This window comes from Photorhabdus hindustanensis (assembly GCF_002968995.1).
Lineage (GTDB): Bacteria > Pseudomonadota > Gammaproteobacteria > Enterobacterales > Enterobacteriaceae > Photorhabdus > Photorhabdus akhurstii.
On sequence record NZ_PUWT01000026.1, the window covers coordinates 1 to 21469 of the forward strand.

The following is a 21469-nucleotide window of genomic DNA, read 5'->3' on the forward strand; positions in this document are numbered from 1 at the left end:
ATTATTATTATCAAATTAAAATTCGACTCTATTTTTTATTTAAAAATAAGATTAAGATACTATTCCATACCAACATTTATATCATAAAAATGGAGAGTAAAAATGACTATTTCTCTTAAAGATCAAAGAACAAATCTCGCGCTCAGCTTTATCAGCGGTGCAGGAAGTATAATAACCGAAAAACCAGAACCGGCTATGGTTGCGGCAAACATTCAAACATCATTGGAAAAGAGCAAAGTAACCGCCAATAGATTCTCTGTTATTTGGGGACCCGCTGTTTTTCGTGTTGATAATGGAAAAAACAGTAAAGATAATAAGGACGACCACGTTTTATTTCTTGTAAAAAATCGCAAAATTCCCCATGATTATCGCATCGTTATCCGTGGCTCATGGTCTGATGTTAACTGGCAGGTTGAAAACTTTGCTGTACACGAAACCGTAAATTGGTCACTTTGGGATCAAAATATCCCGGAAGAGTTTAAAGACGCTAAAATCTCCTATGGAACCCACATAGCATTAGACTATATTGTTAATCAAGTAAAAAGTAACAATATTCCTGGTTATGGAGAATCACTCATTGAAGCAATTAATAAAATTGCTGCGGAAAAAGGTATTCATAATATTACCATCACCGGCCACAGTTTGGGTGGTATTCTCGCCTCTACCCTTGGATTATATTTAAAACGCTTATACCTTAATAAAGGGAACAACAACATCCGTATTCATGTTTGCTCTTTTGCCAACCCAAATACCGGTAATGATGTTTTTGCCTCTTACATTAAATATGTTTTTAACCACACGTCAGCAACCAGCTATAAGAGCCATTTCTTAAGGGTCCATAATCAAAAAGATGTTATTTCCCTCATCTGGAATTTGGACGGATTAGAAAAGATTCCAACTATCTATGAACCATTAATTAAATTAGATGAAAAATTAATTGACAGATTTAAAAAGATTGTTCTGCTTGTGAAAGATAAGGGTTACACCAAACTCACTCCAGATTTATATTTTACGGCACCTATTTTAAAATTAGATCTCAATAAGCAAGTTGTTTTTCAACATATTAAAGCCTATGCCAACCAATATGGCATGAATTTAGTGGAGGTTAATGACGGTACTCAACCCCCTATTGATGATATTGTGGTTATTAATAGTAATCTATCTCAAGATATCGTCGCTTATTTCTTACTTATACCTCTGCCTGATGGTAATATTAATGTAGAATAAATTGATTATGCTTTATCTATATTTTATATAAAGTTAATGGAGCCTTATTACAAAGGCTCCATTAAACAACAGCGACTTAAATATAATAATAAAACCACTTCCCTCTACATATCATTAGAATATCACTGATTTATAATCATTCCCAATGAAATTATTCACAAAGACAATCTCAAAGTTATTTATATATTACCACCATCAAGTAATAAATATAATTCTAAAAAATAGCAATAATATTTACATGTAATTATTCAATATATAATCTTGATCATTTACTTTTAATTTCAAAATAAATAATTTATATTTTTGTCAAATGAAACAATATCAAAAAACCCATGTAATTATTTGACAGATTTAAAAGTTATTATTAACTTTAAGTTTAATTCTGTTTTTGTCTAAATGGAAGAAAAAAAGAATTAAATCTCGATATTTAAACCTACACCTCGCATTAATACTTATTACATGAAAAAATAGGGAGTAAAAATGACTATTTCTCGTGAAGATCAAAAAATAAATCTCGCGCTCAGCCTCGTTATTAACTCTGGAGGTATAAAAACTAGCAAACCAGAACCGGGCATTGTTTCGGAAAATATCCACAGATCATTGGAAAACAGTAAAGCAACAGCAAATAAATTCACTATCATCTGGGGACCCGCGGTGTTCCGCGTTGATGACGTTGGTGGGAAAAAAAGCGTTATAGATAAAAAGGATGATCATGTTCTATTCATTGCACAAAATCGCCATGACCCAAATGACTATCGCGTGGTTATTCGGGGATCATGGTCCGATATTAACTGGCTCAATGAAGATATTATTGTCTGTAAGACTCAAGATTGGGCACGATGGGATTCAAGATCACCTGAAAATGCCAAGATAGCCTATGGCACTGACATGGCATTAGGCTATGTTCTTAATCAATTGAAAAGCAACAATCCTCCAGGTTATGGAGAATCACTCACTGATGCCATTGATAAAATTGCCCTGAAAGAAGGGATACAAAATATTACTATCACAGGACACAGTTTAGGAGGCGTACTATCTTCTACCATTGGTTTATATCTAAAGAGACGGTATCTTGATAAAAGAAGCAACAATATTCGAATTAATGTTTGTGCTTTTGCAGGCCCAACTGCTGGTAACGATGTTTTTGCTTCTTACTCTGAATCTGTTCTTAATGAAATATCAACTGTTGGTTACAAAAGTGATTTTCTGAGAATTCATAATAGTACAGATGTCGTTCCCTTAGCCTGGAATATAAATGATTTGGAGAAAGTTAAAGCTATCTATCCAGTATTAAGTGTAACAATTGATGCTCTTATTGTTTCTGTCCTTGATAAGAATTACACGCAAATTTCCCCAGATCTCCCTATTAATTCACAGATTCCAATATTACCAATAGCATCGTTTGACGATTTACTGGTTAATATTGGCAATCAACATGTTCGTGCCTATACCAAAGAGTATGGCATGAGTTTCATCACCATTGATGATAGTTCAAATATACCGACTGATTACGATATTGTTGTCGTTAATGATAGCCTATCCGAAAGTATCATTGATCTCTTCAAATTTTTAACCAAGGATAGAGTCAGTACTACATAACTTTATCCCATCATGTAAAATATAAGTGGAGCCTTTATTAAAGGTTCCATTCATTGCAATAAATGACTTTCCATAAGCGACATTATACACAAAGTAACTTCATATAATCTTTCAAAGATGTAATGATATTTTCATGGAATTATTTGGCACATCACTTTTATCACCTATCTTTAATTTCGTAATAAATAATTTACATATCGCCAAATAAAATAACATTAAAAAATCCTTTGCACACATTTGACAAATTTAAAATTCATTATTAACTTTAAAATTAACTATATTTTCATTTAAACGGAAGATTAAAAAATTTAAACCTTGATGTTTTAGTCCAAACATCAGATCAATATTTATCATATGGAAGAAATAGACGGGGGTAAAAATGACGATATCTCTTGAAGAGCAAAAATTAAATCTCGCGTTAAGTCTTATTATCAATTCTGGAGAAATTTCTGACAAACCAGACAAAATAAACATCATTGAGTCTGATATTAATAAATCACTTAAGAGCAGTAAGACAACGGCAGATAAATTCTCTATCGTTTGGGGACCGGCAGTGTTCCATATTGATGAAAAATACCATGATAAAAAATATGATCACGTTGTAATGATTGTGAAAAATACCGACAATCCAAGTGATTATCGCCTTGTTATTCGAGGAACCTGGTCCCAGATTAATGCGATTGATGAAGATCTTCTTGTAGCTACAACTGTAGACTGGTCAAATTGGGATACAAATATCCCTCAAGAGTTTAAAGACGCAAAGATCTCCTATGGAACAGACTTAGCATTAAAGCCTCTTATTAATGGCAAGCCTATTAATAAGGATTACGTATCATTAATCGATGAAATTGATAGAATTACCACAGAAGAAGGAAAAGATAAGATACTGAATATTACCGTCACGGGACACAGTTTGGGCGGTTTACTCGCTTCTACTATTGGTTTATATCTTAAAAGGCGCTACATCAACAACAACAATATACGTATTCACGTTTGCTCCTTTGCAGGCCCCACTGCCGGCAATGATATTTTCGCATCCTATTCTGACGCTTTTTTCAAAGGAACATTAAGCCCTAACTCTTATGAAAGTCATTTTCTGAGAATTCATAACAATCATGATATCGTTCCCTTGGCATGGGCTATCGAAGATTTAAAGAAAATTAAGGCTATCTATCCACATATAGCAATCGAAGTATTGGTTGATGCAGCTATTTTTTTTGTCCTCGATAAAAATTACACCCAGATCTTTCCAGATTACTCTTTTACTACAAAGATTCCAGACTCCATTCACGGCTTATTTAATAAGATAGGTTATCAACATATCGATGCATATCCCGAAGGCTATGGCATGAGTTTCATTCGAATCGAGAATGGTCCAGAGATACCGACTAGTTACGATATTGTTGTGGTTAATGATAGTCTATCCGAAAGGATTATTGATCTCTTCAAGTTTTAAACCAAGGATAAAATCGATATTACATAAATTTATCTTATTACGTATATATTTGATTTAATATAAATGGAACCTTTATTAAAGGTTCCATTCATTGCAATAAGTTATTTTTTCTACCTATCATTAATCACAGCAATTCACTATCACTCACTTTTTCAGACACCAATTAAATTATTTCTACAGAGAATACATAGCTACACCCTTCACGTTATCATTCCCGATAGTTAATATAATCTTACAAAATCATAGCATAATTTTTATCGATTATTTTAAAGTTCATAATAGATAATTTATTTTGTTAAATAAAATAACTTTAAAAAATTATATACTCTCCTTTAACAGATTTAAAGATTATTATTAACTTTGACTCTGTTATTTAAATAAAAACCCAAAGTATTGATCATTGATGTTTAAGCTAACACATCAGATCAACATTCATTATATTAAAAATTGGAAATAAAAATGACAATTTCTCTTGAAGATCAAAAAATAAATCTCGCGTTAGGCTTTATTATTAACTCAGGGAGTATAATAACGAATCAACCAGAACCGGCTATCGTTTCAGAAAATATTAAAAAGTCATTAGCAAGTAGTAAAGCGACAGCAAACAGATTCTCTATCGTTTGGGGTCCTGCTGTTTTTCGTGTCGGTAGTGTTGATGTTAATAAGAAAAAGAGCGTTTCAGATAAAAAAGATGATCACGTTTTATTTATTGTAAAAGATCTCAACAATCCAAACGATTATCGAATTGTTATTCGCGGATCATGGTCTGCTGTTAACTGGTTTGATGAGAATTTCAATGTAGGAACAACTGAAAACTGGTCAATTTGGGATTCAAAAGCCCCCAAAGAGGCTAAAATTTCAAAAGGAACCCATATAACTTTAGACTATACTGTCAACCAAATAAAGAGCAATAACCCTCCTGGTTATGGAGAATCACTGGTTGAAGCAATTGATAAAATTGCTCTGGAAGAAGGCGTACATAATATTACTCTTACAGGGCACAGTTTAGGCGGTGTAATGGCCTCTACACTTGGTCTGTACTTAAAGAGACGTTATATTGATAAAGGAAACAATAATATTCGTATTCATGTTTCCTCCTTTGCTGCCCCAACTGCCGGTAACGATGTTTTTGCAGCCTATAGTGAATCTGTTTTTAATGGAACATTACTCTCTAGCTATAAAAGTCATTTCCTCCGGGTCCACAATCGCAAAGATATTGTCACCCTAGCCTGGAGTGTAAAAGGATTAGAAGAAATTAAGGTTCTCTATCCAATATCCACTTTAATCGTTAACGGTTTTATCTCCGTCGTGAAGGATAAGAATTACACTCAACTTACGCCAGATTTGGCTTTTACTGCACCTGATTTAAAACCTTCTCAAGGTTTAATTGAAAAACTAGTATCCCAACACATTGATGCTTATGCTAAAGAGTATGGCATGAGTTTTACTGTAGTTAATGATCGTTCTAATCCCCCGACCAATTACGATATTGTTGTGATTAACGATGGTCAATCTCGCAATATTAAAAACTTTTTATCATCTATTATTCAAGATGAAGGTAATATCTGTTAATTTCACCATATTGAGCCATTTTATAACTTAACCAAAATGGAACCTTGATTAAAGGTTCCATTCTTTTCCCAACGTGCCCAGATCATTCATAGTAACCATTATCACATCAATTAAAATTTCTTTGACAAAAATATCACATAATGGTAATTAAATTCATTATCATCTAACAAGACAGGAGGAATCATTAATATTTCAATTAACACCTTTTGCTACTTTTTTATAAGACAGAACATTACAAAGGGAAACTAAAATGGAACAAAAAAAAACTAGAAACCAAAAGATTAATATTATCTCCTTTAGAAAGTAAGGATCATATACAAATTCAAAACATCTTTCCTCAATGGGAAATTGTTCGTTATCTTACAGCAAACACCCCGTGGCCCTACCCAGATAATGGCGCCCTGGAATATATAAATAATATTGCGCTACCATCAATGGCAGAAGGAAATGCATGGTTTTGGACTATCAGAAAGAAGGATGAGCCATCTATAATAATAGGAATGATATCGCTATATGAGCAAGAAAATAATAATAGAGGTTTCTGGCTAGATCCACAATGGCATGGAAACGGATTTATGACCGAAGCAGTCCAAGTAGTTACCGATTTTTGGTTTAATACCCTAAATCGCCAAGTCCTCAGAGCGCCTAAATCCAGTGACAATATTGCCTCAAAGAAAATATCAATTAAAAGTGGTATGCGGTTAATAAGACTAGAGAATAAAGATTTTGTTAGTGGAAGAATGCTCTCGGAGACATGGGAAATAACTCGCGATGAGTGGAATAACAATAATTCTCAAAAAGAGTAACTGCCTTACATATTCATGGGCGTGCTTTTGCCTAAGCACTGCCCAAGTTCATTTTTCATAACAAAGAAGAGCAAAATAAATGGAAACGTTTTAAGTTGCTCTTAATCATCTGTCACACCAAGGAGATCACATGCGCTATATCAACAGACGTTTTTAACTTTCTTATCTCTTCAAACAGCGTTGTTGCCTCTTCATATTCTTTGCGCAAATAACCAAGCCACTGTTTAATCCGGGCAACATGATATTGCCCGGTATCACCCTGCTTTTCCAACCGGATATATTTTTGCAGTAGTTGAACAACGTCCTGCCAGCACATTTTTGGCTCGTTATATTTCACCACTCGACTCAAATTAGGAACGTGAAGCGCACCTCGCCCAATCATGACCGCATCGCAGCCTGTCACACTCAGGCAATCCTGTGCGCTTTGCCAATCCCAAATTTCACCATTAGCGATAACCGGAATAGCAAGACGTTGGCGAATTTCACCAATCGCTTGCCAGTTAATACGCTCCGCTTGATAACCATCCTCTTTGGTTCGCCCATGAACCGTAATTTCCGTCGCGCCCGCCTGTTGTACCGCATCAGCAATTTCGAATTGCCGATTACCGCTATCCCAACCCAAGCGAACCTTAACCGTCACAGGCAAATGAGCAGGTACCGCTTCACGTATCGCTTTCGCTCCCTGATAAATCAGCTCAGGATCTTTTAGCAACGTTGCCCCACCACCGCTGCCATTGACCGTTTTTGACGGGCAACCGCAATTTAAATCAACTCCATAGGACCCTAATTCAATCGCTCGTGCCGCATTTTCCGCTAGCCATTGTGGGTATTGCCCCAAGAGCTGAATCCGCACCAATGTGCCGGATGGCGTCCGGCTTTGGTTACGTAATTCAGGGCAAAGCCGATAAAAAGATTTTACTGGCAATAGGCTATCGACAACTCGTAAAAACTCCGTAATGCACAGATCATACTCATTGATTTCACTCAGAAGTTCCCTAACCAAAGAGTCCAGCACACCTTCCATCGGCGCCAGTAAAACCCGCATTAATTAACCTCTGGCGTTAGACGATTTATGGGATGCGTCACGATTGCGGTTACGCTGACGCGAAGGCGCCCCAGAACGGCGATGGCTATTTTTCTGCCGATTATCGCCACGTGCCTGACGGCCATTCTGAATAGGTTCGGCCTTGATGGTTGGATCTGGCTCATAGCCAGGAATCGCCATACGAGGAATCTCCCGTTTTAGCAAACGCTCAATATCTTTCAACAACTTGTGCTCATCAACACAGACCAAAGAAAGTGCCTGCCCTGTTGCATCTGCCCGACCAGTACGACCGATACGATGGACATAATCTTCGGCGACATTAGGCAATTCAAAATTCACTACATAAGGCAGTTGATCAATATCCAGACCACGAGCTGCAATATCTGTCGCAACTAATACCCTGATGCGGCCCGCTTTAAAATCAGCCAACGCACGGGTTCTCGCCCCCTGACTTTTGTTACCATGAATAGCAGCAGCCGTTACACCATCTTTATTTAACTGTTCCGCCAAACGGTTTGCGCCATGCTTGGTTCGGGTAAACACCAGAACTTGCTGCCAGTTACGGCTCCCGATCAAGAAAGAGAGCAGCTCGCCTTTACGCTTTTTATCAACAAAGTGAACAAACTGTTCAATCTGTTCAGAAGCAGAGTTACGACGTGCAACCTCAACACTAACAGGATCATGCAGTAATTTATTGGCTAAATTTTTGATATCGTCAGAGAAAGTTGCAGAAAACAGCAAATTTTGCCGTTTCGGCGGTAATTTATTCAGCACTCGGCGGATGTCATGAATAAATCCCATATCCAGCATACGGTCAGCTTCATCCAATACCAGAATCTCTACCCGCGATAAATCAACTGCATTCTGATGTTCAAGATCCAGTAAACGCCCCGGCGTGGCGACCAAAATATCCACACCACCCCGCAATTTCATCATCTGAGGGTTAATGCTAACACCGCCAAAAACAACCAGAGAGCGCAATCTGAGGTATTTACTGTAATCACGTACATTTTCCCCCACTTGAGCAGCCAATTCACGGGTTGGCGTCAGGATTAACGCTCTGACCGGTCGGCGCCCTTTCACCTGAATAGAAGAATCATTTAACCGTTGCAGCATGGGTAAGGTAAAACCTGCGGTTTTACCCGTGCCTGTTTGAGCACTCGCTAATAAATCTTTACCTGCTAATACGACAGGGATTGCCTGCTGTTGGATTGGCGTTGGCGCCGAATAACCTTGTTCTTCAATGGCACGCAAAATATCAGCACTTAAGCCAAGTGATTCAAAATTCATAAATAAGAAATGCTCCAGACTTCACCATTCCTGAACGCTATTCAGGGGCAGTTTTATGGGAAGAAAATCAGACGTGGTAAATACCACAAAGAAAAAAACACAAACTGCAATGCGCCATATCTGAATTATTATATCAGATATACTTTCTGATGGTGCAACTAAAACTACAGCTATTTAGCCGGTAATTTTCATGATCCATAACATTTTTATGCAATTTACATTGATTTACTATAAGTATAGAGTTACCCCATGATTGATATTTTGTTTAAGTCTTTTGATTATTTGCAACAGGATTCATGTCCATGTCAGTCAACAACACCCAAACCGCCAGAGGCGAACAAGCCAAACAACAGTTACTCGAAGCAGCCCTTGAAATTTTCGGTAAATCAGGACTGACCGGTGCAACGACTAGGGAAATCGCATTGCGCGCTCAACAGAACATTGCTGCCATAGCCTACTATTTTGGATCTAAAGAGGGGCTTTATCAGGCAGTCGCCCAGTATATTACTGATACAATCAAGAAGGAGTTCACTCATCTTTTTAAAGAGATTGATGATTTTTTTTCATCATCAACGACAGGCTCACCGGAAAATATATTGAGATTAATTCACGAAGGATTTCTTGGCGTTAATCGTCTGATGATTGAAAAAGAGAGTATCAATATCAGCCGGATAATGGCCAGAGAGCAACTCGCCCCAACGGATGCCTATACTCTAATCCATGAGCAAGCGCTAGCTCCCCTCCATAATAGATTAAATAAACTGATTGCCAGCTATATCGGCGCCGATGAACATCAGCTCTCTACCATGCTGCATGCCCATGCGCTCATGGGAGAAATTCTCACTTTCAGAATGGCAAGGGAAACCTTATTACGTCAAACAGGCTGGAATAATATTGGACCCGAAGAATATAAATTGATTGATCAGATCCTTATCCAGCATATTGATTTATTACTGAATGGACTGAAAAAACAGAATTCGAATAAATAAAATAACAGGGAATATCATGTACAACAAAAAAGTCACGCTGGCAATATTAGTGGTCGCCGTTGTTCTTGGCGCTATTTTAGGAAGTTACTATTATCAAGGTAAAAATGATAAAACTCTGACTCTCTATGGCAACGTAGATATACGTACTGTTAATCTGAGTTTCCGGGTTGGCGGCAAACTCGCCAGCCTGCAAGTTGATGAAGGCGATACCATTGCAGCTAATCAAGCAATCGGCCAACTGGATAATGGGCCATTTATTAACGCCCTGAATAAAGCGAAAGCCACTCGTGATAGCGCTAAAGCCCGTTTAGCTATGATGGAAGAGGGTTATCGCACCGAAGAAATTGCCCAAGTCCGTTCAGAAGTTGCACAACGTGAGGCGGCCTGGCATTTCGCCGATAGTTTCTTCAAACGCCAACAAGGTCTATGGCAAAGCAAAGTTATTTCAGCCAACGAACTAGATGATGCTAAAACTGACCGTAACCAAGCGTTAGCGGCTTTACAAGCGGCAAAAGATAAACTGAACCAGTTCGAAACCGGTTATCGTAAAGAAGAAATTGCAGAAGCCAAAGGCCAGCTTGCTCAAGCAGAAGCGGCTGTTGCTCAGGCTGAATTGGACCTACAAGATACTCAACTGACTTCCCCCTCGCCGGGGACTATCCTAACCCGCGCCATTGAACCCGGCACCATGCTGGCGGCAGGCAATACGGTGTTTACACTTTCGCTGGCTGACCCGGTTTGGGTTCGAGCTTATATCAGTGAAAGCCATCTTGGGCTGGCAACGCCCGGACGTGAAATCTTGCTCTATACCGACAGCCGTAAAGATAAACCTTATCACGGCAAAATTGGCTTTATTTCACCCACAGCCGAATTTACGCCAAAAAATGTAGAGACTCCTGATCTACGTACCGATCTAGTCTATCGATTGCGCATTATTGTCACCGACCCGGATGAGGCCCTGCGTCAAGGTATGCCAGTTACCCTGCATTTTTCTGATTCAGACAAATAAGGGGCTGTCATGAGCAGCGCTGCATATACGATAAAGTTGGCAAAAGTCGAGAAAACTTTTCCTAACTTGAGTCATCCTGCGGTATCCAGCCTAACCGCTGAGATCTACGGTGGCTCTGTCACCGGCCTTGTCGGGCCGGATGGAGCGGGAAAAACTACGCTAATACGCATGTTAGCAGGCTTACTGAAACCCGATAGTGGTTCTATTGCAATCATGGGGCTTGATCCGATAAAAGATGGCGTACAAGTGCGTTTTGAATTGGGCTATATGCCGCAGAAATTTGGCCTGTATGAAGATCTCACCGTATTAGAAAACCTGAATCTGTATGCGGATCTGCGCGGCGTTCTGGGTGATGAACGTAAGAAAACCTATGAGCAATTACTCACGTTTACCGATCTGACCCGTTTTACCGGGCGACTGGCGGGCAAGCTTTCAGGCGGTATGAAGCAAAAACTGGGGCTGGCCTGTACTTTGCTTGGCAAACCCAAAGTTCTGCTACTGGACGAACCCGGCGTTGGGGTTGACCCAATCGCCCGCCGCGAACTTTGGCGCATGGTTCACGAACTGGCAGATGATGGCATGCTCATCCTCTGGAGCACGTCTTATCTGGATGAAGCTGAACAGTGTCGCGATGTCCTGTTACTTAATCAAGGAAAATTGCTCCACCACGGGCAGCCGCAAAAATTAACCCAAAAGATGTTCGGACGTTCTTTTTTGCTTGATACCAAACAGGATTCCCGTAGAAAAACACTGCAACACGCTCTTACCTTGCCACAAGTCACCGATGGCGTGATTCAGGGAAAATATGTTCGTCTTATTCTCAAACCTGATGTCTCCCCGCAAGAATTGCTTAACCGGCTTGAACTCCCAGAGGCTGAAATCATTAAAGCCGCCCCTCGCTTTGAAGATGCTTTTATCGATTTACTCGGTGGCGGCTCTACCCGTCGTTCAGAATTGGCAGAGATCATGCCACGAATCGCAGCTAACCCGACAGAAACAGTGATTGAAGCACAGGATTTAACCAAGAAATTTGGCGATTTTGCTGCCACTGACCATGTTGATTTTCAGGTGAAACGCGGAGAAATCTTTGGTCTGCTTGGCCCAAACGGCGCCGGTAAATCCACCACATTTAAAATGATGTGCGGGCTTATGGTACCCACTAGCGGTAAGGCACTGGTATTGGGAATGGATCTTAAAACCAGCTCCGGGAAAGCTCGCCAACATTTGGGTTATATGGCGCAGAAATTTTCTCTGTACGGCAACCTGACCGTTGAACAGAACTTGAAATTCTTCTCCGGCATTTACGGTCTGCAAGGACGCAAACAGAAAGAGAAAATTGACAGCATGATCGACGCTTTCAATCTCAAATCGGTTTTACATCAAACCACCGACCAATTGCCTCTGGGATATAAACAGCGCCTTGCCCTCTCCTGCTCATTGATGCATGAGCCAGACATTCTGTTTCTGGACGAGCCGACTTCTGGCGTTGATCCACAGATACGACGCGAATTCTGGCTACATATCAACGGCATGGTAGATAAAGGCGTCACCGTTATGGTGACTACTCACTTTATGGATGAAGCTGAATATTGTGACCGAATAGGGCTGGTATTTCGCGGTAAATTGATTGCCGCCGGAACACCGGATGATTTGAAACAATTGGTTGCTACCGATGAAAATCCTGACCCATCAATGGAGCAGGCATTTATTGATCTGGTCATTAATTATGATGAGGAGCCACAATGAATAGCCCAAGGCAACATGCTCCACAACAAGCTGTCCGCTTCTCTTGGTGGCGACTAAAAGCACTTTGTGTAAAAGAGACAAAACAGATCTTGCGCGATCCCACCAGCGGATTAATTTCCATTGTCATTCCACTCATTCTGCTATTTATCTTTGGCTACGGTATTAATCTCGATTCCAGCACCGTGCGTCTTGGTATTCTGGTAGAACAACAAAGTAAAGATGCTCGTGAGTTGATACAAGCTTTTGCCGGTTCGCCCTATATTGAACCCAAAATCAGTGATAATCGTCAGCAATTAATTAATATGATGCAATCAGGAGAAATACGTGGGCTGGTTGTCATTCCTGTTAATTTCGATACGCAACTTGCCCGCTCTGATGGTAAAGCACAAATTCAGGTCATTACTGACGGCAGTGAACCCAATACCGCAATCTTTGTACAAAATTATGCCAAAGGCGTATGGCGGATTTGGCTACAACAAAGAGGGCAAGATCAGGGAAACGCGGCTAATCCATTGATTGATATGCAGGTCCGTTATTGGTTCAATCCGGCAACAATTAGCCAGCATTTTATTATTCCTGGCGCAATAACCATTATCATTACCGTGGTTGGCGCCATCCTGACGTCATTGGTAGTCGCTCGCGAATGGGAACGCGGTACAATGGAAGCCCTGCTGTCTACTCAAATTACCCGCACCGAATTACTGCTTTCTAAACTCTTGCCTTATCAAGTGCTTGGATCATTCTCCATGCTACTCTGCATGCTGGTGGCCGTATTCATGCTAGATGTACCCTACCGAGGCTCGCTATGGATATTGTCTGCGATCACTAGCCTCTACCTGGCTACTGCCCTTGGTATCGGGCTTTTAATCTCTACGGTGACACGCAACCAATTTAATGCAGCAATGATAGCGTTGAATGTCGCCTTTCTGCCTGCAATTATGCTTTCCGGCTTCATCTTTGAAATAAACAGTATGCCCGCCTTTATTCAGGTAGCAACCTATTTCATCCCGGCTCGTTATTTTGTCAGTAGCTTGCATACGCTCTTTCTGGCTGGAAATATCAGCACGGTATTGATGATAAATCTATTATTACTGATCGCCTCCGCTATTGTGTTTATTGGCCTGACTGCATGGAAAACCCAGCGGCGTCTGGATTAAGAAGGAGTTAGCATGTTTTATCGTCTTTACACCCTGATTATTAAAGAATTGCAGTCTCTACTCAGAGATCCGCAAACACGGGCCATCTTGGTTATGCCGGTTATCTTCCAGATGATCTTATTTCCTCTATCAGCAACCCTTGATGTGACTAACGCGACTATTGCTATTTTTGATGAAGACAAAGGCAAAGCCTCTATTGAACTCACCCAACGGCTGGCAAAATCAAAAGCATTTCCTGACGTGATATTGCTAAACCATGCACAAGAAATACAACCAGTCATCGATCACCAAAAAGCCTTATTATTGGTACGCTTCCCACAAGATTTCAGTGCTAAGATTGCCAGCCATGACCCGGTTTCCCTCCAGGTATTGCTGGATGGACGCAATTCTAACAGCGCTCAAATTGCAGCGGGTTATATCCAAGAAATTGTCCTTAACTATCAACAGGAACTAATGGGTAACCTGCCGAAAGCCACTAATAGCGAGTTGGTGATCCGCAATTGGTATAACCCTAACTTGGACTATAAATGGTTTGTCGTCCCCTCTTTGGTGGCACTAATTACCACAGTCGGGATATTGACGGTCACCGCGCTGTCAATTGCGCGTGAAAGGGAACAGGGAACGCTGGACCAGTTACTGGTTTCACCTATGACCACTTGGCAGATTTTCATTGGCAAAGCGGTTCCTGCGGTAATTGTCGCTACCTTTCAGGCAACTTTGGTGCTCGCTATTGGTATCTTTTGCTATCAAATCCCCTTTTCTGGTTCACTCACGCTGTTTTACTGCGCTATGCTGATATACAGTTTATCGCTGGTGGGATTTGGCCTATTAATCTCCTCTCTTTGTTACACTCAGCAACAGGCGTTTATTGGCGTATTTGTCTTTATCATGCCCGCTATCTTAATCTCCGGTTATATTTCTCCGGTTGAAAATATGCCCGGATGGTTACAAGAGATCACCTGGATTAATCCTATTTGGCACTTTAACGACATCACCAAGCAAATTTATCTCAAAGACGCGGATTTCACGGTTATCTGGAGAAGTCTATGGCCTCTTTTGGCCATTACCGCTACAACCGGTAATCTTGCTTATTGGTTATTTCGACGGAAGATTGCTTAACAAAAACGACCCTGCATTTTAGCTATGCTTAACGATGCAGGGTTTTATCAGAAGCAAATCAGCGATTAGCGACGATCGCCGAAAATACGCAATAACATCAAGAACATATTGATAAAGTCTAGATACAGCGTCAGTGCGCCGACAATCGAGAATTTACGCAAATTTTCTTTGTCATTCACATCCAGATCTTCACCCATCTCTTTCAGCTTCTGAGTGTCATAAGCGGTTAAGCCCGCAAAGATAACGACGCCAATGTAGGTTACCGCCCACGTCAATGCTGCACTCTTTAACCATAAGTTAATCAGAGAAGCCAAAATGATGCCGATCAGCCCCATAAACAAGAAGCTACCAAGGCCACTCAGGCTACGTTTGGTGGTATAACCGTAAAAACTCAGCGCGCCAAACATCCCCGCCGTCACGACAAAAGTGCTCGCAACGGAGCCGATAGAATAGATAACGAAAATACTGGAAAGCGTCAGGCCAGTCAGCGCCGAATAGAGCATAAACAGCCCCGTGGCTAACGAAGCTCCCATGCGGTTAATCATGCCTGAGAGGACGAAAACCAACCCAAACTGAGCAATAATCAACCCATAGAATAGTATTGAGTTTGAGAAAATATATATAGCAGCATTTTGATGTAGTGACACATACCAAGCCACAAACGCGGTTAACAACAGGCCACAAGTCATCCAGCCATAAACCTGGGCCATATAAGTTTGCAGGCCGGTTCCAGCTTGCTGGATTATCGAACCATTAGAGCGTGGATATCGATCCATGAAGCTTACCTTTTATAACAATATTCAAAAATCCAGGTTGTTCAGTATCAACAACCCACTCAAGTTTTATACATTATCATAGAATATAAACAAAACAATTAACTATTCAATAATTACTCATATAGAACTCTTTTTAATCAATCCATTTTCGAAGCGCTTCGCAAAATCTCGCAAATACTTTCATGACCAGCGTCTCGCGGCTTCCTGATCGCTCTCACGGGATTCAACCCAACGTTCACCATCAGGCAAAAACTCTTTTTTCCAGAAAGGCGCCTGTGTTTTCAAATAATCCATAATAAATTCAGCCGCTTCAAAAGCCATATGACGATGAACGCCGGTGACACCCACAAACACAATCTCATCACCCGGATACAGCGTACCAATCCGATGGATAATACTGATTCGCCGCAACGGCCAGCGACTGCGTGCTTCGGTGACAATACGCTGTAACGTTTTTTCCGTCATTCCCGGATAATGTTCCAATCTCAGCGCACCGACATTATCTCCCAAATTATGATTGCGGGCTTTACCAGTGAAAGTGACGATAGCGCCATCTTCATCACATTGAGCAAGCCATTGATATTCATCCCCTACATTGAAATTTTCCGGCCCAACGAAAATGCGGGTGTTGTTCATTGATCATTCCCCAGCATTGATCATCCCCCAGTCACTGGCGGGAAAAAAGCCACTTCATCACCATCCTGTAATGAGTGCCCGCCATGAACGAGAGATTGGTTTACCGCTGACAGCAATTTTCCATCTTCCAACGCCAAGGCCCAACGTTCTCCCTTTGATATTAACGCCTTTCTCAAACTCTCAACGGTTGTGTAACGATTATCGAGATCCAGTGAATCAGTACCTACCAGCTCACGTATCTGAGCAAAAAACAGCACTTTAATCATTTATCCACCTTAAAATGACCTAATTTCCCACCTATCTTCTCCAGCAAACGCACTGGCCCAATGACCATATCTTTCTGTACCGCTTTACACATATCGTAAATTGTCAAAGCCGCGACCGACGCTGCTGTCAACGCCTCCATTTCAACCCCGGTTCTCCCGGTCAGACGGCAACAAGATTCAATTCTGACCCGGTTATATTCTGTCTGGGCTTCCAACTGGATTTCTACTTTAGTTAGCTGTAATGGATGACAAAGCGGAATTAATTCCCATGTGCGCTTTGCCGCCTGGATACCCGCTATTCTCGCGGTGGCAAATACATCGCCTTTGTGATGGCTGCCATTAATAATCATTGCCAATGTTTCCGGCTTCATTTCAACAAACGCTTCTGCCCGGGCCTCGCGTGATGTTTCAGCTTTAGCGGAAACATCAACCATATGCGCTTCACCGGTAGAATTGATGTGGGTTAATTGAGACATCCTCAGCTCCTGAAAAAACAACAATATCCAGACGGTAAATTAACCGCCGATGACAGAAAGATTTGGGGTGATGCCGCTGTCGCCTTGATGAAGAAAATGGGTTTCCCGTTTATGTCGCAATCCACCCTGAATACGCAATTTCAGATCATCAAGTTGCTCTTCACTTGCCAACAAATCACGCAGTGGTATCCCCTGTTCACCAAACAGGCATAAATGAAGATTACCTATTGAAGAAACACGTAACCGATTACAACTTCGACAAAAATCTTTCTCATAAGGCATAATCAGACCAATTTCTCCCTGATAATCAGGATGGTTAAAAACCTGTGCTGGTCCATCACTGCGTGAACGTTGAAGCAACTGCCAACCATCAAGCAACAGACGTTCCCGGATAGTTTCTCCCGAAATGTGATATCGACGAAACATTTCGCCACCGTCACCGGTTTCCATCAACTCGATGAATCTCAATTGAATTGGACGATCTTTTATCCAGTTCAAGAAAGCGGGCAGGCGGATATCATTAACATTTTTCATCAACACCACGTTGACTTTCACTTTATTAAAACCCGCCGCAAATGCTGCATCAATGCCACCCATTACCTGAAAAAATTTGTCCTGTCCGGTAATTGCATGAAACTGGCGGGGATCAAGCGTGTCCATACTGACATTCACCGCAGTTAAACCTGCTTCTTTCCACTGAGCAACATCCCGTTCCATTCGATAACCGTTGGTAGTTACCGCCAGGGTTTTAATCAACTTATTCTCACGTATGACGGAAATAATATCGGTGAAATCACGGCGCATGGTCGGTTCGCCACCCGTCAAACGGATCTTTTCTGTACCCAGATCGGCAAACGCTCGACCAATAAGACGGATTTCGGATAATGTCAAAAAGGAGTGATGTCCACGGGGTTTATAACCCTCCGGCAAGCAATAAGTACACCGAAAATTACATACATCGGTAATGGATAACCGCAAATAGTAAAATTTACGGGCAAAAGCATCTATGAGTTGTTCCACAATAACACCTTTCCAAACACGGGAGACGCAGGCATTTCTGCCTCACATCCTGGTGACTCAATGGTCACGGCCAAAACATCATATCGCTGTGTAATAAGTGAGTTAGATGCAGAGGCTAGGAGTTAATTTCAACATCTATGATTTACATTCCCATTACAAATTCTAGCCCTTAACAAAGGAAAATGCGAATACCCACTTTCGTTATATAATTGAATATACAATGAATTAGCCAGTGGCAGAACAAATCACAGGCAATTTCTATTGATGATTAATTAAAACATTGCGCCCAATCATAACGCTAGTTGGTTAATCGTGTTTTATAATAAATTACGTTAAAATTATTCGGTAAATATACGTTCAGTTAGCAACAGGAATTCTATGCGAAACCGCACATTAGCCGATTTAGATCGGGTAGTTGCTTTAGGCGGAGGTCACGGCCTTGGGCGCGTTATGTCCTCTCTTTCATCACTAGGCTCCCGCCTGACAGGCATTGTCACCACAACAGATAATGGCGGCTCAACCGGCAGAATCCGGCGTTCAGAAGGCGGTATTGCCTGGGGTGATACCCGCAATTGTTTAAATCAGCTTATTACCGAACCCAGTGTCGCGTCGGCAATGTTCGAATACCGTTTCGGTGGCAATGGAGAATTGGCCGGGCATAATCTGGGTAATCTGATGCTTAAGGCGTTGGATCATCTGAGTGTCAGGCCCCTAGAGGCGATTAATTTAATCCGCAGTTTGCTGAAAGTTAATGCTCATCTTATTCCAATGTCTGAGCAGCCCGTTGACCTGATGGCGATAGATGATCAAGGCAACACCATTTATGGCGAAGTTAATGTTGATCAGTTGCACTGTATTCCTCAGGAGTTGATGCTTTATCCCCCCGCGACGGCAACAAAAGAGGCATTGGATGCTATTACTCAGGCAGATCTGATCATCATCGGCCCCGGCAGCTTCTTTACCAGTTTGATGCCATTGCTGCTGCTTGAAGATCTCACCCAAGCCCTGCGCCGTAGCTGTGCCAATATGATTTATATCGGTAATCTTGGCAAAGAATTAAGTGCCGCCGCTGCTGAACTGACGCTGAAAGATAAGCTGGAAATAATGGAAAACAAAATTGGCAGCCGGATAATTGATGCGGTCATTGTTGGCCCTTGTACAGATATCAGCGACCTTAACGGCCGAATTATCACTCAGCAAATACTCGAAGCACAGGATGTTCCCTACCGCCACGACCGTGAATTACTGCATCAAGCGTTAGAGAATACCCTGCAAAACCTTGGGTGACTGTTCCCTCCGTTAAAGAGGGTGTCGCAAAAGCTCTCCTTTATGACGACATTTCTACAACAACTGATGCTTTCCATTCACACCGGGCGTCAGAAAAATCTACTCAAAATCGCGGTTTATTTTCAATGCCGGCCTTTTGCGACACCCTCGCATTGGGCCAGGATTTACGGGGCAATTGTTAAAAAAAGCCTTTTTTATCTGTCAGTGTGGTTTTAAAAGCGGGAAAAGAGGCCAGGCTAACCACGAAAAAACAGGTAAAAACTTTAATCATCAAAAGTAAAAAGCAGTGATTAAGGATTTTTAAAAGCGGATGAAAAGTCCGATGGCATTCGGACATTGGAAGAGAAAACATCAGGGAAAACGGGTTTTAAATTGATTAAACAAGGTGAAAAGATGACAGTGTTAACCTAATAACAATAATATATCCTAGCAAAACATTTAACCGTATTAACCACATTAAACCAATCTTCTTAAATAAAAGATTTTGCCTGACTACAACAAGTTTACGAAAAATCAGAGACTATAATTGTAGAAAACCGGGCAGCTTTTAGATTAACCCCAGAAAAGCAAGGATATTTAGCAACATTAAAAATGATTAAATAAATGGGCGTTAATCTTAATACCGTTAGCAGTTCTGCCACCCTCACTGGTTTTAAACCTAAAAGATAAAATACAGAAAAAGGAGAAAACAGAAAACAGAAAACCTAAATATCAGTTTAATGAAAATAAGAACGTTAAATACGGCTCAGTAAATGTAAAAACCTTTCGTCATGGCCGATTTACAATTAAAAACAAACACCCCCTCAGAATGAAAACCGCTGTATAAGCTTATCATATTTTCAACATTACTTTTTTAATTTACATTTCCCTTTTACCGGTGATTAATAAACTAAGGATTAAAAAATAGGTAGCCCATTAATGTCAGCTTTTTAAAAGGTATAGAGTGACTAAAAACAACCTATTCCCTGCTATGTTTAATCCACTTATCGGTAAATCGGTAATACTACACTCCACTTATTTTACATTTGCCTAACCCGCTATGACTATTTAAAACGACAAACAGGGAGAGGTTAAATACTTCATTCAACAGACTGATTTAACCAAGAAAATTAAAATCTTCAGTAGCGTGATTAATGACATTTAATCGAAATTCACTAACCATTAACCAAGAGTTGAAAAGCAATAATCACGTAAAATAACATTAATGGAATAGATTAACGCTCAAGTATTTTCTCACCCTCATTTTACGAACAAATAAATAAAAAATGTGATAAAAAAAGAGATAAAAAGATTAATCTGGCAGGACTTAAATGCTAAAAAAGAGTTATCCTAAAAAGCATTAATGGTGTCTTTATACTATCAAGCTATTGATTATTGATTTACAAAGAAAAGATAAAGGGTGATGATTTACAAAAACCCGCAGAATTTTCAGTAAAACAATATTGGTAAAAAAATACTGGTAAAACCATGTCAGTCAAACTCAACAACCACCGACTAAAGTCGGTGGGTTAGTGATTAACGGACTGAAAGTCCGGATACGCATCGGCTGAACGATGCGTCAATTGTCCATCCTGAAGTTATCATCCGGGTTTGGTTCAAAATGATGCTCCAGATAAGCCTTTATCATCTCTTCCGTTAACTGACCCACCGTCGCACAAAAATAGCCTCTGCCCCAAAAATGCTGACCCCAGTAGCGTTTCTTTAGATGCGAAAACTCTTCAAACAACTTACTCGCTGTCCTTCCCTTCAGTCTCCTCATGATTTCTGAGGGAGATAATGTCGGGGGACTACTCACCAGTATGTGAACATGATCTTTGCTCACGACCCCTTTTAATATCCTGATTTCAAATGCTTCACATGTCTGACGAACTAACTCGCGCACCCGTATTGCTACTTCACCTATCAGCACTTTGTGCCTGTATTTCGTTACCCACACAAAATGGTATTCAATCTGAAATACTGTGTGACTACCGTATCTGTAATCCATGTTGCA

Annotated in this window: 19 protein-coding genes and 1 riboswitch; of the genes, 11 read left to right on the forward strand and 8 right to left on the reverse strand. The window is 40.7% G+C overall.

The window, feature by feature from the left end; all coding sequences use genetic code 11:
* Positions 1-102 precede the first annotated feature (102 nt).
* From C6H66_RS10755 to C6H66_RS10775, 5 genes are all read left to right on the forward strand, one after another.
* Positions 103-1227: a lipase family protein gene (locus C6H66_RS10755; RefSeq protein WP_105395594.1), complete on the forward strand. Its 1125-nt coding sequence runs from the start codon at positions 103-105 to the stop codon at positions 1225-1227.
* Positions 1228-1707: 480 nt separating this feature from the next.
* Entirely contained in the window at positions 1708-2826 is a 1119-nt protein-coding gene (locus tag C6H66_RS10760; RefSeq protein ID WP_046397504.1) for a lipase family protein, read from the forward strand.
* A 379-nt stretch (positions 2827-3205) separates the two neighbouring features.
* A complete protein-coding gene (locus C6H66_RS10765) occupies positions 3206-4282 on the forward strand; it encodes a lipase family protein (protein ID WP_105395595.1) in 1077 nt (358 codons plus the stop codon).
* A 459-nt stretch (positions 4283-4741) separates the two neighbouring features.
* On the forward strand, positions 4742-5854 hold the full coding sequence (locus C6H66_RS10770) for a lipase family protein (RefSeq protein ID WP_046396822.1): 1113 nt from the start codon (positions 4742-4744) through the stop codon (positions 5852-5854).
* A 206-nt stretch (positions 5855-6060) separates the two neighbouring features.
* The gene (locus tag C6H66_RS10775; protein WP_105395596.1) at positions 6061-6660 is read left to right on the forward strand and encodes a GNAT family N-acetyltransferase; all 600 of its coding nucleotides are present in this window, start codon (positions 6061-6063) and stop codon (positions 6658-6660) included.
* Positions 6661-6772: 112 nt separating this feature from the next.
* Here the strand turns inward: C6H66_RS10775 and dusC are convergent, their stop codons facing one another.
* Together dusC and rhlE are read right to left on the reverse strand one after the other, a co-directional pair.
* Positions 6773-7705: a tRNA dihydrouridine(16) synthase DusC gene (gene dusC / locus C6H66_RS10780; RefSeq protein ID WP_046396820.1), complete on the reverse strand. Its 933-nt coding sequence runs from the start codon at positions 7703-7705 to the stop codon at positions 6773-6775.
* Between the two features lie 3 nt (positions 7706-7708).
* A complete protein-coding gene (gene rhlE, locus C6H66_RS10785; protein WP_105395597.1) occupies positions 7709-8995 on the reverse strand; it encodes an ATP-dependent RNA helicase RhlE in 1287 nt (428 codons plus the stop codon).
* Between the two features lie 302 nt (positions 8996-9297).
* Here rhlE and C6H66_RS10790 point away from each other — a divergent pair, with 302 nt between their 5' ends.
* The 5 genes from C6H66_RS10790 to C6H66_RS10810 are packed head-to-tail and all read left to right on the forward strand — an operon-like array spanning position 9298 to position 15015.
* Positions 9298-9984 (forward strand): transcriptional regulator, encoded by a 687-nt coding sequence (locus C6H66_RS10790; RefSeq protein WP_036814589.1) that lies wholly within the window; start codon positions 9298-9300, stop codon positions 9982-9984.
* A 16-nt stretch (positions 9985-10000) separates the two neighbouring features.
* The gene (hlyD, locus tag C6H66_RS10795; RefSeq protein WP_105395598.1) at positions 10001-10993 is read left to right on the forward strand and encodes a secretion protein HlyD; all 993 of its coding nucleotides are present in this window, start codon (positions 10001-10003) and stop codon (positions 10991-10993) included.
* Positions 10994-11002: 9 nt separating this feature from the next.
* Positions 11003-12739, forward strand: coding sequence for an ATP-binding cassette domain-containing protein (locus C6H66_RS10800; protein ID WP_105395599.1), 1737 nt, complete (start codon positions 11003-11005; stop codon positions 12737-12739).
* Positions 12736-13896: an ABC transporter permease gene (locus tag C6H66_RS10805; RefSeq protein ID WP_105395600.1), complete on the forward strand. Its 1161-nt coding sequence runs from the start codon at positions 12736-12738 to the stop codon at positions 13894-13896. The genes C6H66_RS10800 and C6H66_RS10805 overlap by 4 nt, the downstream gene beginning before the upstream one ends.
* Positions 13897-13908: 12 nt before the next feature.
* Complete coding sequence (locus C6H66_RS10810; RefSeq protein ID WP_046396815.1) at positions 13909-15015, forward strand: ABC transporter permease; 1107 nt, start codon at positions 13909-13911, stop codon at positions 15013-15015.
* 65 nt (positions 15016-15080) lie between these two features.
* Here the strand turns inward: C6H66_RS10810 and C6H66_RS10815 are convergent, their stop codons facing one another.
* The 5 genes from C6H66_RS10815 to moaA form a co-directional block, all read right to left on the reverse strand.
* A complete protein-coding gene (locus C6H66_RS10815; RefSeq protein ID WP_105395601.1) occupies positions 15081-15791 on the reverse strand; it encodes a Bax inhibitor-1/YccA family protein in 711 nt (236 codons plus the stop codon).
* A 180-nt stretch (positions 15792-15971) separates the two neighbouring features.
* A complete protein-coding gene (gene moaE / locus C6H66_RS10820; protein ID WP_105395602.1) occupies positions 15972-16427 on the reverse strand; it encodes a molybdopterin synthase catalytic subunit MoaE in 456 nt (151 codons plus the stop codon).
* Between the two features lie 20 nt (positions 16428-16447).
* Positions 16448-16693 carry a molybdopterin synthase sulfur carrier subunit gene (gene moaD / locus C6H66_RS10825; RefSeq protein ID WP_105395603.1) on the reverse strand — a complete coding sequence of 82 codons (246 nt, stop codon included), beginning with the start codon at positions 16691-16693 and terminating at the stop codon, positions 16448-16450.
* Positions 16690-17169 (reverse strand): cyclic pyranopterin monophosphate synthase MoaC, encoded by a 480-nt coding sequence (moaC, locus tag C6H66_RS10830; RefSeq protein WP_065390504.1) that lies wholly within the window; start codon positions 17167-17169, stop codon positions 16690-16692. Before moaC ends, moaD begins: the two co-directional genes overlap by 4 nt.
* A 39-nt stretch (positions 17170-17208) precedes the next feature.
* Positions 17209-18189, reverse strand: a complete 981-nt coding sequence (gene moaA, locus C6H66_RS10835; RefSeq protein WP_105395604.1) for a GTP 3',8-cyclase MoaA — start codon at positions 18187-18189, stop codon at positions 17209-17211.
* A riboswitch (molybdenum cofactor riboswitch) is annotated at positions 18179-18323 on the reverse strand. It overlaps the preceding gene by 11 nt.
* 244 nt (positions 18324-18567) lie before the next feature.
* On the opposite strand from moaA, the gene yvcK reads away from it, so the two are divergent.
* Positions 18568-19476 carry a uridine diphosphate-N-acetylglucosamine-binding protein YvcK gene (yvcK, locus tag C6H66_RS10840; protein WP_105395605.1) on the forward strand — a complete coding sequence of 303 codons (909 nt, stop codon included), beginning with the start codon at positions 18568-18570 and terminating at the stop codon, positions 19474-19476.
* Between the two features lie 1558 nt (positions 19477-21034).
* Here the strand turns inward: yvcK and tnpA are convergent.
* Complete coding sequence (gene tnpA / locus C6H66_RS10845) at positions 21035-21463, reverse strand: IS200/IS605 family transposase (protein ID WP_040154654.1); 429 nt, start codon at positions 21461-21463, stop codon at positions 21035-21037.
* Positions 21464-21469 lie beyond the last annotated feature (6 nt).

Coding starts and splice junctions, on each gene's coding strand:
- C6H66_RS10755 (WP_105395594.1), top strand. CDS start 103: ATGACTATTTCTCTTAAAGATCAAAGAACAAATCTCGCGCTCAGCTTT.
- C6H66_RS10760 (WP_046397504.1), top strand. CDS start 1,708: ATGACTATTTCTCGTGAAGATCAAAAAATAAATCTCGCGCTCAGCCTC.
- C6H66_RS10765 (WP_105395595.1), top strand. CDS start 3,206: ATGACGATATCTCTTGAAGAGCAAAAATTAAATCTCGCGTTAAGTCTT.
- C6H66_RS10770 (WP_046396822.1), top strand. CDS start 4,742: ATGACAATTTCTCTTGAAGATCAAAAAATAAATCTCGCGTTAGGCTTT.
- dusC (WP_046396820.1), bottom strand. CDS start 7,705: ATGCGGGTTTTACTGGCGCCGATGGAAGGTGTGCTGGACTCTTTGGTT.
- rhlE (WP_105395597.1), bottom strand. CDS start 8,995: ATGAATTTTGAATCACTTGGCTTAAGTGCTGATATTTTGCGTGCCATT.
- C6H66_RS10790 (WP_036814589.1), top strand. CDS start 9,298: ATGTCAGTCAACAACACCCAAACCGCCAGAGGCGAACAAGCCAAACAA.
- hlyD (WP_105395598.1), top strand. CDS start 10,001: ATGTACAACAAAAAAGTCACGCTGGCAATATTAGTGGTCGCCGTTGTT.
- C6H66_RS10800 (WP_105395599.1), top strand. CDS start 11,003: ATGAGCAGCGCTGCATATACGATAAAGTTGGCAAAAGTCGAGAAAACT.
- C6H66_RS10805 (WP_105395600.1), top strand. CDS start 12,736: ATGAATAGCCCAAGGCAACATGCTCCACAACAAGCTGTCCGCTTCTCT.
- C6H66_RS10810 (WP_046396815.1), top strand. CDS start 13,909: ATGTTTTATCGTCTTTACACCCTGATTATTAAAGAATTGCAGTCTCTA.
- C6H66_RS10815 (WP_105395601.1), bottom strand. CDS start 15,791: ATGGATCGATATCCACGCTCTAATGGTTCGATAATCCAGCAAGCTGGA.
- moaE (WP_105395602.1), bottom strand. CDS start 16,427: ATGAACAACACCCGCATTTTCGTTGGGCCGGAAAATTTCAATGTAGGG.
- moaD (WP_105395603.1), bottom strand. CDS start 16,693: ATGATTAAAGTGCTGTTTTTTGCTCAGATACGTGAGCTGGTAGGTACT.
- moaC (WP_065390504.1), bottom strand. CDS start 17,169: ATGTCTCAATTAACCCACATCAATTCTACCGGTGAAGCGCATATGGTT.
- yvcK (WP_105395605.1), top strand. CDS start 18,568: ATGCGAAACCGCACATTAGCCGATTTAGATCGGGTAGTTGCTTTAGGC.
- tnpA (WP_040154654.1), bottom strand. CDS start 21,463: ATGGATTACAGATACGGTAGTCACACAGTATTTCAGATTGAATACCAT.